This window comes from Acidovorax sp. ACV01 (genome assembly GCF_014851495.1).
GTDB classification, from domain to species: Bacteria; Pseudomonadota; Gammaproteobacteria; order Burkholderiales; family Burkholderiaceae_C; genus Acidovorax; species Acidovorax radicis.
The window spans coordinates 148,621-161,039 of sequence record NZ_JACUZT010000008.1; the positions used below are offsets into that span (position 1 = coordinate 148,621).

Sequence of the window (12,419 nt, forward strand, 5' to 3'; positions counted from 1 at the left end):
CGACAATTTGTAAAGCAAACTTTACTTCCTGAGGCCCGCATGAACGAACTTCCCCCTCCCCTGGAACAAATCAGCTACCTGGCCAAGGTGCTCTCCGGCTTGCTCGTGGTGATCTTGCTGGGCCTCGCCAGCCTGGAGCTCGCGCACCTGCCGCTGGCTTCGGGCCGGTGGGCGGCGGGGCTGCTGGCGGCAGCGTGTGGCCTGTTGGCATGGCTGGGCTATCGCCGCTACCGCCAGCTGGACGAACTGCAGCGCCAGATGCACGGCCGCGCCTGCCAGTGGGCGGTGGGGCTGGCGCTGGCCATGCTGCTGGTGGTGTCCGCGGTGCAGGCCTTGGGCATGGCCCCTGCCGTGCACCCGCTGGCCGTGGCCGCCGGGCTGATCGCCGCCTGGGGCCTGGGCCTATGCATCACCCACCACAGGGTGAGCTGAGCATGGCCCGCGTGTTGGTGACCGGCGCGGCCGGATACCTGGCGTCGTGGATCGTGAAGCTGCTGCTGGAGCAGGGCCACACGGTGCACGGCACGGTGCGCAGCCTGAAGGACTGGCGCAAGGTCGCTCACCTGCAGCGCCTGGCACAGGCGCATCCTGGCCAGCTCATGTTGTTTGAGGCCGATCTGCTAGGCGCGCAGGGCTTTGACACCGCCATGCAGGGTTGCAGTGCGGTGCTGCACACCGCTTCGCCCTACAAGCTGGGCCCTTCGGCCGACCCCGAGCGCGAGCTCATCGCCCCCGCCGTGACGGGCACGCGCCACGTGCTGGATGCGGCCAATCGCGCGGCGAGCGTGGAGCGTGTGGTCATCACCAGCAGCATCGTGGCGATGTTCGGCGACAGCGACGAGTTGCAATCCCGCCCGGGGCATGTGCTCAACGAAAAGGACACCAACCGCACTTCGACCGCGCAAAGCAATCCCTACGCGCTCTCCAAGACGCGCGCCGAGGCCCTGGCCTGGGATCTGCAGGCACAGCAAAAACGCTGGTCGCTGGTGAGCGTGCATCCGGGCGCGATCTTCGGCCCTTCGCTGTCGCAGCGCGACGATGCCACCAGCGTGCAGCTGCTGCGCCAGTTTCTGGACGGGTCCTTCCGCCAGGGCGTGCCGCCGCTGTGGCTGGGCACGGTGGATGTGCGCGATGTGGCGCAGGCGCACGTCAGCGCCGCGCTGCTGCCGGCAGCCTCGGGCCGCTACCTGGTGGTGGGCGAAAGCCTGCGCCTGCTGGAGATCGCGCAGCGCCTGCGCCAGAGCCACCCGGACCGCAGCGCCAAGCTGCCCACCAAAGAGGTGCCCCGATGGCTGATGTGGCTCATCGCGCCCATGGCCGGCATGACGCGCAGCTACGTGCGCCACAACGTGGGGCATCCGCTGCAGTTCGACACCACACGCAGCCAGGCCGAGTTGGGCGTCCGCTACCGGCCGGCCAGCGCCACGCTGGGCGAGCACGTGGCGCAGCTGGTGGCCGATGGCCTGGCGCCGGACTGAGGCAACCCGCATGCACAACCACGTCAAAGCCCTGCGGCAAGACCGCGGGATGACCCAACAAGCCCTGGCCGACGCGCTGGGTGTGAGCCGCCAGACGGTGCACTCGATCGAAGCGGGCAAATACGACCCCAGCCTGCCCCTGGCCTTCAAGATCGCCACCGTGCTCGGGCGGACCATCGAGCAGGTGTTTGTGCCCGACGACTGAGCCGCAGCCCAGCGCACAGGCGAAGGTGTCTGCACCTTCGTCGGGCCCATCCTTCGATACGCATTGACTCTTTAATGAAAATTCACTATTCTTTAAATCATCGATTCAACGATTTTAAAGATACAAAAGTGAAAACCACCCGCCAACAGCAAGACGCCACCCGCCGCCAGATCGTGGCCAGCGCGGTGGACCTGATGACCCGCCAGGGCTTTGACGGCACGACGATGAAGGACATCGCGCGCGCCGCCGGCATTGGCGACGCCACGATCTACAAATACTTCCCCACCAAAGACCGCATCGTGCTGGGCTATCTGGACGATGTGGTCCACCAGGCGCTGGCCGAAACCCTCCAGACGCCGGGCTTTGCGGGCTATCTGCTGCAGGAAAAGCTGCAGCGCCTGACGGACGCCGTGCTGGAGCGCCTGCTGGCCGACCGCGAATTTGTGGCCCAGGTGCGCACTCTGGCGCGGCGCTCGCCGCTGTCGATGCTGGCGGAACCCCTGGCGGCACGGCAAAGCCTGCGCGAGGCCGTCGCCAGCTTTCTGGAAGCAGCCGAGGCCAGCGGCGAGATCGAGCCCTGCGACTTCAAGGGCCTGGCGGGCGGGCTGTACACCGACTACCTGGCCGGTGTGGTGACGTACTGGCTCGCCGACACCTCTGACGAATTTGCCGACACCACGCAGCTGGTGGACCTGTCGCTGGGGGTGCTGGTGCAGGCGCTGCGTGGTGGGCTCGTCAACCGCGTGCTGCAGCTCGGTGGCTTTGTGCTGCGCAGCCAGATGGCCCGCATGGTGCAGCACAGCAGCGGCCTGATGGGCATGCTGCAGCTGGCCAAACAGGCGATGGCCAGCGCGCCGCCCGGCCCTGCCCCCCCCTACAAGGCAGCAGCCGAAACATCCCATTCGCCGGAGCCTTCAACACCGCCGCGCGCGCCGCGCAAACCCCGCGCTGCCAGCCCGGCAACCGCTGCAAAGCCAGCGGCCACGCCACGCAAGAGGAAGTCCGCATGACCACCGCCAACACCGTGCGCGAGGTCCAGGTGCCCGCTGGCACGGTCATCCATGCCACCTTGCACAACGCGGATTTTTTTGACGCCTTCACAACGACCGACCCTCGCCCCGCCACCAGCGCACTGCAGACCTGGCTGGACGTGGTGGCCCGGACACCGCGGTGGACGGAGCAACTCTTGGCAGTCCGCAACAAGCTGGTGCGGCTGGTGGGCCTCAAGGGTGTGGGACAGTTGCAGGATGTGCATCCGCCTGCTAGCCGAGCCTCCCCGGCCGATGCGCGCAGCTACCGCGTCGGAGACCAGGTGGGCATCTTCCTGATCCGCCATCTGAGCGACACCGAAGTGGTAATGGGACAGGACGACAAACACCTGGATGTGCAGGTCTCTCTGACCAAGCACGGCCAGCCTGGCAGTGCCCCCACGGTCGTCATCAGCACCGTGGTGCACATCCACAACACGCTGGGCCATGCCTACATGGCCGTCATCACGCCGTTTCATCGCCGCATTGTGCAAGTCATGCTGCGTCAGCTGACCACTTCACACCATGGCGCGCGCTGACGCGCCGCGCACCGGCCGGCTGGCGCGCGGCACCATTACCGGATTGGCGGCTGCGCGCATCGGGATGGCGCAACTGGGGCACCGTGTGCGCACGCCGTCTGCCCAGGCACAGGCCGACCACGAGGCCGCCCTGGGCCGCATCCTTTTTGGCGCCTTGGGCCAGCTGCGGGGCTCGGCGCTCAAGGTGTCGCAACTGCTCAGCATGCACCCGGGCCTGCTGCCCGAGGGCGTGCGGCAGGAGCTGGCGCGCGCCCACCACCAGGCACCGCCGCTCAACCGCGCGCTGGTGGGGCGCGTGTTCCGCCAGGCCTTCGGCCAGGAGCCCGAGGCGCTGTTTGATCAGTTCGATCCCACCGCCTTCGCCGCCGCCAGCCTGGGCCAGGTGCACCGCGCGCAGCTGGCAGGCCATGGCACAGTGGCCGTCAAGGTGCAGTACCCCGGCATTGCCGCCACCATCGCCAGTGACATGCAATTGATGCGCACTGCACTGCGCGCCCTGGCCCACACCGACATGCCCCTTCCCGCCAACACCGTGGTGGACAGCGTGATGGCCGAGATCGAAGCCACATTGCTGCGCGAGGTGGACTACCTGCAGGAGGCCGAGCAGTTGCAATGGTTTGCGCAGCACGCGGCATTGCCCGGCGTGGTCCTGGCACAGCCCATCCTGTCGCATACACGGGCCCAGGTGCTCACGCAGCAGTTCCTGCCCGGCCAGCACCTGCAGGCCTGGCTGGCCACGCAGCCCACACAGCAGCAACGCGACCAGGCCGGGCAGCACCTGTGGGACTGGTTCATGCATTGCATCTTTGTGCTGGGCCGGGTGCATGCCGATCCGCATCCTGGCAACTTTTTGTTTGCGCCTGATGGCACGGTGGGTGTGCTCGACTTTGGCTGCACGCGCAGCCTCTCTGCCGAGTTTCGGGCGCAGGTGACACAGGCCTGGTCCGCACTGCTGCGCCCTCCCACCGACCCACAGCGAGACGCACTGGTGCTGCAGGCCTACCAGGCACTCGGACTCGTCAATGCCAGCCTCACCGTGTCGGCCTACACCGCCGAACTCGCGCCCGCACTGGCTGACATGCAGGCTTGGCAGATGGAGCCTTTCACGCAACCGGTCTTCGATTTTGGCGTCAAGACGCCGCCACCCATCACCGCCGGACGGCACCAGCGCGTGCTGGGCGAGCACCTGGTGCAGGTGCCCGGCGAGATGCCTGCGTTCGAGCGCATGTGGATGGGCCTGATGCACCTGCTTACGGGGCTGGGCGCACGGGTCCACACGCATTGCCCCGCCCTTCTTTCTTCATAGGACCCCCCCAACATGACCACCCTGACCTCCCCCGCTCTTCGCTCCACGGCCATACCGCTTCGCAACCGCTGGAAGGGCCGGTGGATGCTGGCCGTGGCGCTGCTGCACACGCTGTATGCCGCCGTCGTGTTTCCGACCCAGCTGCAAGAGATCGTGCGGCGCGGCGTTTTCAACAGCGTGCAAAAAGACCCGGCCGTGGGCGCCGTGGTCTGGTTTGTACTGTTCGGCGTGTTGTTCGCGTTGCTGGGCTGGGCCATGTTGCTGATCGAACGCAATGCAGCCCTGGCGCCCGTTCCTTTGCGCGGGCTGGGTGCCGGGTTGCTGGCTCTCACGGCGCTGGGCATTGTGCTCATGCCCACATCGGGTTTCTGGCTGGCGCTGCCGCCCGCGCTGGCCCTGTGCTGGCCCCCAAAGCGTTGAAGGCAACGAAGACAGGTCGATGCGCCGCGTCTGCACCTTCTACAGCCATCCTGATTGACTTGAAAACTGTTCATGAATACTCCGCTGGTACTGGCAGCCGGGGGCCTCGCCCTGGTGGGTGTTGCGCACTCGGTGCTGGGTGAATTCCTCGTGTTTCGCGCTCTGCGCACGCAGGGCATCGTGCCCACCGGAGGGCGGCCCGTACTGCACGAGCGGCAGGTGCGCATCCTCTGGGGCACCTGGCACCTGGCCACCGTGTTGGGGTGGGCCCTGAGCGCCCTGCTGTGGCGCCTGGGGACCGTGCCAGGAGACACCAACCTGGGGGCCTGGGTGGCTGATGTGGCGGGGCTGGCCACCCTGGTCAGCGGATTGCTGGTGTTCTATGCCACCGACGGCAGGCACCCGGCCTGGTTTGCCTTGCTGGTGGTGGCCGCACTGGTGTGGTGGCGCTGAGGGCACCCTCCGCAAGGCACGGGGTGGGCCGTCTGGAGTGTGAGAAAAATCACGGAAACCCCTGTCGACACCGCTGCAGGAAACACAACTTCACAAGACTTCGCAATTCGCCTACACCGTCTTGACGCAGCGTCTGCACCATGAAGTCTCCGGTTCCGCAAGGAATCATTTTGAGGAGACCATCATGGCCCGCAATGCACTCGCCGCTGTTTCTATCGCCCTGCTGTCGCTGGGTGCCGCTACGGTGGCGCAGGCACAGACCAGCGCCACCGTTGTTATCCAGTCGGGACAACCCCACCACTACCAAGCGCCCGCGCCCATGGTGGTGCAATACGGCCCGCCACCACCACCCCGCTATGAAGTGGTGCCCCGCCCCCGCCGGGACATGGTGTGGGTGCCCGGGTACTGGGATTGGCGTGGCCACCGCCACGTCTGGGTCCAGGGCCACTGGATGAAGGCCCGCCCTGGCTACTACTACCGCGAACCCCGTTGGGTGGAACATGGCGGCCGCTGGGAAATGCGCCCAGGTGGCTGGGATCGGGATGGAGACGGCATCCCCAACCGCTATGACCGCGACCGGGATGGCGACGGAATTCCCAACCGCTATGACCGCGATCACCACGACCGGGACCGTGATGGCGTGTCCAACCGCCACGACCGGGACCGCGACGGCGACGGTGTGCCGAACCGCCACGATCGCCGTCCAGACAACCCGTACCGCAACTGACGGAGGGGCGAAGGCCGGGGGCGGCCCGGGAAGACCCGGGTGAAGCCGCCCTCTTCGCCTACGGCTGACCCCGCTCAGCGCCTACGTGGCGCAGCGCGCCGAACCGCCACCATGAACAGACCGATTCCGCAAGGAACATTAGGAGATCACCATGACCCGCCAGACATTCACTGCAGCCGCCCTCGCCCTGATGGCACTGCTGCCCCTTGCATCCGCGCACGCTGCACCGCAAGGCACCGTCATCATTCAATCGGGTCAGCCAGAACGTGGATACCAATCCACGCAGAACTACCAGGTGATTCCCGCCCCCCCACCTCCACGGCATGAAGCCGTGCCACGCCCACGCCGCGGACAGGTGTGGGAAGAAGGGCATTGGGAATGGCGTGGCAACCGCCACCGCTGGGTCCGGGGCCACTGGGTGCAAGCACGCAATGGCCACCAGTACCGCCAGCCCCAGTGGGTGGAGCGTGAAGGCCGCTGGGAAATGCAACGCGGTGGCTGGGACCGGGACGGTGATGGCGTTGCCAACCGCAACGACCGCGACCGCGATGGCGACGGCGTATCCAATCGCCGCGACAGCCAGCCCGACAACCCGCGTCGCAACTGATGGCGCTTGGGGGAGCCCAGCGCTCCCCGCCTGTCACACCAGATGAACCTCGGTGCGTCCGAGGCCTGGAAACTCAGCCACCACCACCGCACCCGGCGCCACCAACACGGTGCCTGTGCAGGAACCGGTGGTCACCCACTGCCCCGCGCGCAGCCCACCCAGGCTGCGCGCGCCTTCGTTGGCCAACCACACCAGCAGCCGGAGCGGATCGCCCGCCGCGTTGCCCCAGGTGGCGTGCTGCACGGCCACCATCCCGTTCACTGACAAACTCACCGCTTGCGCCAGGGGCTGCACCGCCGCCACATCGGCCACCCCCGTACCCACGACCAGTGCGCCATGGCAGGCCTGGTCGGCCAGGCGGCTCCATTCGCCCTGCAGCCCCCAGGCCGCAAACCGCGTATCGCACACCTCGATGGCGGCGCGCACCGAGGTCACGGCAGCCAGCACCTCGGCCGCACTGTAGGGCGTGGAGCGGGCGGGCAAATCGGCACCCAGCTCGTACACCAGCTCGGCCTCGACCCCCATCACGGCGAACCCTGCAGAAGACAAATGCACCGCCTGCACGGTTTGCGCCACAACCACCGAATCACGGGTGAGCGCTGCCCGCGTGGGCAGTGCCTGGGGCGACGCGGCGCCCACCTTCCAGCCTGCAATCTCCCCCCGCTCGCGCACCACGATGTCTTGCACGGCATAGGCCTGGGTCGCATCGCGCGGGCGCAGCGCTGCGGGCAAATCGAGCGGCCGGGGGGTGCGCCCCTGGCGGGCCATGGTGATGACGGCCGCGCTGGCAAAGGGATCGAAAGCGGTGTCGGGCATAGGGAAAGCGTCCTGGGCTGGGTCAAGTCGCTGGATTATGGCGACCTGCCACCTCCTACCATCAGCAACGATTGCCACCCATTAGCCGGCAAAAACACTTTGCCGCCGCCCGTGCCCTCCTAGAATGGGCCCCGCAGGAGAGCACGGCAGGCCACACGCCCGCCGCTGCACCGAAGGCGCAAACTCCCATACACGCTCAGGTCCCGTACTGCACCATTCATCAAAGCCGTCTGGAGAGCCGCCACGGGCACACCGTGGCGCACCGAAGGAGCAAACCGCGCGCCATGTGGGCTGTGTGGTGAATCTCTCAGGTACCAAGGACAGGGGGAGCGGCAGCTTGGCGGACGCGCGCCAACTGCTTGCTATATAAAAAATAGCTACCAACGCACGTCCATCAAGCGCTGAACCCTTAAAAGGCTTCAAAAATGCGCGTGATTGTTTTGGGTGCCGGTTTGCTCGGCGTGACTTCGGCTTATTTCCTGCAACAGCTCGGCCACGAAGTGACCGTCATTGACCGCCAGGGAGCCCCCGGCGCCGAAACCAGCTTTGCCAACGGTGGGCAGATCTCGGTCAGCCACGCCGAACCCTGGGCCAACCCCAGCGCGCCGCTCAAGGTGCTGCAGTGGCTGGGCAAAGAAGACGCCCCCTTGCTGTTTCGCCTCCGCGCCGACATGCGGCAGTGGCTCTGGGGCCTGGCCTTTCTGCGCAATTGCACGCCGGCGCGCACGCGCCACAACATCGAGCAGATCGTGAGCCTGGGCACCTACAGCCGCAGCGTGCTGCAGCAGTTGCGTGCAGCCACCGGCATCCAGTACGACCAGCGCACGCAAGGCATCCTGCACTTCTACACCAACGCGAAAGAGTTCGATGGCGCCCTGGCCCCGGCCGAGCAGATGCGCGCCCTGGGCTGCGAGCGCCAGGTCATCAGCGCCGACGAGGCCGCGCGCATCGAGCCAGCGCTGGCCCACATCCGCCCGCAGCTGGCAGGCGCCACCTTCACGGCCGAGGACGAATCGGGCGATGCCAACCAGTTCACGCGCGAGCTGGCCAAACTGTGCGAGGCGGCGGGTGTGCAGTTCCGTCTGGGCCACCACATCACGGCGCTGCGCGAGGCAGGCGGCAACATCGACCATGTGGAAGTGACCAACGCCGAGGGCCGCTTCGAGCGCGTGCAGGGCGACGCCTTCGTGCTGGCCATGGGCTCGTTCAGCCCGCTGCTGGCGCAGCCGCTGGGCATCCACCTGCCGATCTACCCAGCCAAGGGCTATTCGGTGACCATGCCGGTCAAGGACGCGTCCAAGGCGCACCAGGTGAGCCTCACGGACGACGAGTTCAAGCTCGTGTTCTCGCGCTACACCAGCCAGCAGGGTGATCGTTTGCGCATTGCCGGCACCGCTGAATTGAACGGCTACGACCGCCACCTGAACCAGGTGCGCTGCGACGCCATCGTGCGCCGCGTGGAGCAGCTTTTTCCTGGTGCGGGCGACGCCAGCCAGGCCCAGTTCTGGACCGGCCTGCGCCCCGCCACGCCCAGCAATGTGCCGCTGATCGGCAAGACGAAGCTCGCCAACCTGTTCCTCAACACCGGCCACGGCACGCTGGGCTGGACGCACGCCTGCGGCTCGGGCCAGGCGCTGGCCGACATCGTGAGCGGGCGCGCGCCGCAGGTGGATTTCGACTTCCAGGGGCTGGAGCGCGACCGGCGGGCGGCCGCGCTGCTGCCCTCGCGCACGACGGCCTGAACCGGCGGCCCGGCGTTATGGGGCCGCGCCCGTGGCCTGGGCCACGAAGGCGGCCACGGCCAACATGTCCTTTTCGCTCATGCGCTCGGCATACGAGGGCATCGCGCCGATGCCCGCCTTCAACGCCCGCATCACGCGGCCCGCATCGGGCTTGAGTTCATCCAGCACCGGGCCGACCTGTCCCTCGGCGCCCGCAGCCTGCAGCGTGTGGCACACGGCGCAGGCGGGCTGGATCTTGGTGAACAGCTCCTTGCCGCGCGCCAGTTCGGCAGGGTCGGCGGCCCAGCTGGCACCCGCCCACAGTAACGCTACCCCCACCAGCAAGCCACACCCCGGCACCCGATGCCGTCCGATACCGGCGCGCCCCAACACCCGTGCCACCGCGGATCTGGCTCCGCCAGTCCGGGGGTGGCGTCCCCCCCCAGGGGGGAAGGCGCGCAGCGCCTCAGGGGGGAGCCGCGTCATGCCACGGTCAACGTGACGGCATGGTCGCGCCAGCTGGCGTTGTTGTAGCCGCCCAGGTTTTCCTCGCGCTGCTCGGCCTGCACGTTGCCCGCCGTGTCGGTGGCGCGGCTGGCCAGTACCTGCGTGCCGGCCTCCAGGCGCACCGGCAGTGCAAACTGCCGCCATGCGAAGGGGCCCAGGTCCGGGCCGATGAGTTTGGCCGCCTGCCAGGTCTTGCCGCCATCGGCCGAGACCTCCACCCCCTTGATGCCCCGCGTACCCCCAAAGGCCACACCGTGCACCTGCACCTGGCCCGCCTTGAGCGAGCCCTTGTCGGGCAGAGGGCCGTTGATCCAGGACTTGACGCCCATCTCCCACACCGAAGGCTGATCGGGGCTGGCCTTGGAGCCGGGGGGCGACATGCGATAGCCGTGCGACATGATGCGCGCCTGCGACTGCGCACTGGCGAAGGCCACGCGCTTGACGTACTTGATGTTGTTCACGCCCTGGTAGCCCGGAACCACCAACCGCAGCGGCCCACCGTGCGCCAGGGACAAAGGCTCGCCATTCATCTCCCAGGCCAGCAACGCGTCGTCCAGCGCTTTCACGGGGACCGAGCGCTCTACCAGCACAGACAGTGGGTCCACACCCTCTGGCAGTTTTTCGCCACCGGTGCCCGTGAGGTAGGCCGCGCCGTCGGCCAGCCCGCCCAGCGCAGCCACCACGTTGCGCAGCGGCACGCCGCTCCAGACCACACAACCCGCTGCGCCCACAGACCAGGGCGTGCCACTGGGCTTGCTGGGGAAAAAGCCCCGTCCATTGCCCGAGCATTGCAGCACCGTGGCCACGGTCTCGACGCCCAGGGTTCTGAGTTCGGCCAGCGTCAGGCTGCGTGGGTTCTTCACCCCTTCGATGGCGACGCTCCAGGCATCGCGGTTGTCCAGGATGGCCGCATCAGGCGCGGGCAGGTTGTTGCGCACGTACAGCTGGTTCGACGGGGTGATGACGCTGGTGCCGAACGCGGAGCGCCGGGTTTCCAGGGTGCTGCTGCTGTGCACGATCAGCGCGTCCGGAGACTTCCATCCCGCATAGGCGGGCAGCGGCTTGGGATGGCTTGTAGCCTGCTGCGCCCTGGCTGTGCCAGCCCATCCGGCCAGGCCCAGCGCGCTCAGGGCTGCGGCACTTCCGGCCAGCATGTGGCGGCGTGGCAGGGTCATGGAATCTTTCATGGGAACGTCTCCAGATAATGTGGGTGAACAAACGGTTTTCTCCCCGCGCTCGCATGACAGGGGCATGCCGGGGCGGGCCCAGCCCGCATTCTGTGCGGCAGCCTTTACCGTGGTGCGCAATGCGTCGTTAACAAAAGTAACAAACACAAAACATCGGAAACATTCGTACACAGGTACGAAGGCCGTGGGCATATTCGCGCTTTGTTTTGGGGGAGGAAAGCGCAATGAACACAAATAGGAAACCCACCGGCGGCAAATGGGGAGTGCTGCTTTTCCTTTGGCTGAGCTCCAGCGCCGTGCAGGCCCAGCTGACGGCCATCGTGGCCGTGGAGCCCACCGCCCGCAAGGCGGCGCATTCCATCCTGCGCACCTCCGCCGAGTCCGGTCTGTCCAAGGCCGCTGGCCAGACGGTGGCGCTGACCACCAGCGACGAGTTGGCGGACGTGATGCGTGCGACGCGCAGTGCGGGCTACGACATCTTCATTGGCCCGGCCCAGGTGGCCGCATCCGCACTGCAACGCGGCTATGAGCTGGTGGGCGCCACGCACAAATCAGACCGATACCTGCTGGTCGGGCTGCAGCAGATCGCTGCAGTGCCCGCCATGAAGGGCCGAAGGCTCTACTTGCCCCAGCAGGATTCGCTGTACACGTACATGGCGCGCGGCATGCTCAACGAGGCCGGGCTGTCGTTCCAGGATCTGCGCGCCGTGCAATACGAGAAGTTCCCCCAGGCGGGCCTCACGGCCCTGACGCTGGGCACGGCCGACGCCACCGTGGTGCGTGAGGACGACTGGGCAGAATGGTCTGCGGCACACCCGGGCATCGCGCGCGTGCTGGCCACATCGCAGCCCGTGCCGGGCGGGTTTTCCATTGTGGTGAAGAAAGATCTGTCTGCTGATGCGCGCAACAAGCTGGCCCAGTGGTTCAGTGCATCGTCCTCCGCCAGCGGCCTGCCGCCGGTGTCTGTGCGCCCGGAGGCTGTGGAATACCGCCGCGTTGCCGAGCTGGGCCTCTTCACGCCCACCAGCCTGCCGGGCGTGAACCGTATCACCGCGCGCGAGGCACAGAACCTGCAGGCGCAGGGCGCCACACTGGTGGACACGCGCACCGAGAAGGAATTCAAGGCCAAGCGCATCCGGGGCGCCGTGTTTGCCGCTTATGTGGAAAAGAGCCTCAAGGACGTGGCCTTCAATGCGGCCCAGGACGATTTCCAGGCACTGGACAAGCTCCAGAGCCTGGACAAGGCCAAGCCCGTGATTTTTGCCTGCAACGGCGCCGAATGCTGGAAGTCCTACAAGGCTGCCAAGGTGGCCGCCGCCAAGGGGTTCAAGTCGGTGTACTGGCTGCGCGGAGGACTGCCCGAGTGGGACGAAACCGGCCTGCCCACCGAAGGTGGCTAGGAGCCTGCGCAAGGCCTCTGGCCCC

General features: G+C 67.2%; 15 protein-coding genes and 1 riboswitch. Of the genes, 12 read left to right on the forward strand and 3 right to left on the reverse strand.

The genetic code is table 11. From position 1 onward, the window contains the following. Window positions 1-39 precede the first annotated feature (39 nt). The 10 genes from IB243_RS21540 (at window position 40) to IB243_RS21585 (ending at window position 6,763) form a co-directional block, all read left to right on the forward strand. Entirely contained in the window at window positions 40-432 is a 393-nt protein-coding gene (locus IB243_RS21540; RefSeq protein ID WP_192429287.1) for a hypothetical protein, read from the forward strand. Between the two features lie 2 nt (window positions 433-434). Then, the gene (locus tag IB243_RS21545) at window positions 435-1,478 is read left to right on the forward strand and encodes an NAD-dependent epimerase/dehydratase family protein (protein ID WP_192429289.1); all 1,044 of its coding nucleotides are present in this window, start codon (window positions 435-437) and stop codon (window positions 1,476-1,478) included. A 10-nt stretch (window positions 1,479-1,488) separates the two neighbouring features. Continuing rightward, on the forward strand, window positions 1,489-1,683 hold the full coding sequence (locus IB243_RS21550) for a helix-turn-helix transcriptional regulator (RefSeq protein ID WP_010466251.1): 195 nt from the start codon (window positions 1,489-1,491) through the stop codon (window positions 1,681-1,683). Between the two features lie 128 nt (window positions 1,684-1,811). After that, a complete protein-coding gene (locus tag IB243_RS21555) occupies window positions 1,812-2,693 on the forward strand; it encodes a TetR/AcrR family transcriptional regulator (protein ID WP_192429291.1) in 882 nt (293 codons plus the stop codon). Beyond that, window positions 2,690-3,250, forward strand: coding sequence for a DUF2867 domain-containing protein (locus IB243_RS21560; protein WP_192429293.1), 561 nt, complete (start codon window positions 2,690-2,692; stop codon window positions 3,248-3,250). Before IB243_RS21555 ends, IB243_RS21560 begins: the two co-directional genes overlap by 4 nt. Further along, entirely contained in the window at window positions 3,237-4,556 is a 1,320-nt protein-coding gene (locus IB243_RS21565; protein WP_192429295.1) for an AarF/ABC1/UbiB kinase family protein, read from the forward strand. The genes IB243_RS21560 and IB243_RS21565 overlap by 14 nt, the downstream gene beginning before the upstream one ends. Before the next feature lie 12 nt (window positions 4,557-4,568). Continuing rightward, entirely contained in the window at window positions 4,569-4,976 is a 408-nt protein-coding gene (locus IB243_RS21570) for a DUF6463 family protein (protein WP_225585169.1), read from the forward strand. 72 nt (window positions 4,977-5,048) lie between these two features. Then, window positions 5,049-5,429, forward strand: coding sequence for a hypothetical protein (locus IB243_RS21575; RefSeq protein WP_057229897.1), 381 nt, complete (start codon window positions 5,049-5,051; stop codon window positions 5,427-5,429). Between the two features lie 184 nt (window positions 5,430-5,613). Continuing rightward, a complete protein-coding gene (locus IB243_RS21580; RefSeq protein ID WP_057229899.1) occupies window positions 5,614-6,156 on the forward strand; it encodes a YXWGXW repeat-containing protein in 543 nt (180 codons plus the stop codon). A gap of 151 nt (window positions 6,157-6,307) precedes the next feature. Further along, the gene (locus tag IB243_RS21585) at window positions 6,308-6,763 is read left to right on the forward strand and encodes a YXWGXW repeat-containing protein (RefSeq protein WP_192429297.1); all 456 of its coding nucleotides are present in this window, start codon (window positions 6,308-6,310) and stop codon (window positions 6,761-6,763) included. A 33-nt stretch (window positions 6,764-6,796) separates the two neighbouring features. On the opposite strand, the gene IB243_RS21590 is transcribed toward IB243_RS21585, so the two are convergent. After that, entirely contained in the window at window positions 6,797-7,579 is a 783-nt protein-coding gene (locus IB243_RS21590) for a 2-keto-4-pentenoate hydratase (protein ID WP_192429305.1), read from the reverse strand. A gap of 220 nt (window positions 7,580-7,799) precedes the next feature. Further along, window positions 7,800-7,913: riboswitch (glycine riboswitch) on the forward strand. 91 nt (window positions 7,914-8,004) lie between these two features. Between IB243_RS21590 and IB243_RS21595 the strand changes: the two genes are divergently transcribed. Further along, window positions 8,005-9,321 carry a D-amino acid dehydrogenase gene (locus IB243_RS21595; RefSeq protein ID WP_192429307.1) on the forward strand — a complete coding sequence of 439 codons (1,317 nt, stop codon included), beginning with the start codon at window positions 8,005-8,007 and terminating at the stop codon, window positions 9,319-9,321. A 15-nt stretch (window positions 9,322-9,336) separates the two neighbouring features. Here the strand turns inward: IB243_RS21595 and IB243_RS21600 are convergent, their stop codons facing one another. Both IB243_RS21600 and IB243_RS21605 read right to left on the reverse strand, forming a co-directional pair. Next, window positions 9,337-9,645, reverse strand: a complete 309-nt coding sequence (locus tag IB243_RS21600) for a cytochrome c (protein WP_192429410.1) — start codon at window positions 9,643-9,645, stop codon at window positions 9,337-9,339. 137 nt (window positions 9,646-9,782) lie between these two features. After that, window positions 9,783-10,994 (reverse strand): sulfite oxidase, encoded by a 1,212-nt coding sequence (locus tag IB243_RS21605; protein WP_192429309.1) that lies wholly within the window; start codon window positions 10,992-10,994, stop codon window positions 9,783-9,785. Between the two features lie 224 nt (window positions 10,995-11,218). Between IB243_RS21605 and IB243_RS21610 the strand changes: the two genes are divergently transcribed. Beyond that, entirely contained in the window at window positions 11,219-12,394 is a 1,176-nt protein-coding gene (locus tag IB243_RS21610; RefSeq protein WP_225585171.1) for a rhodanese-like domain-containing protein, read from the forward strand. Window positions 12,395-12,419: the final 25 nt, after the last annotated feature.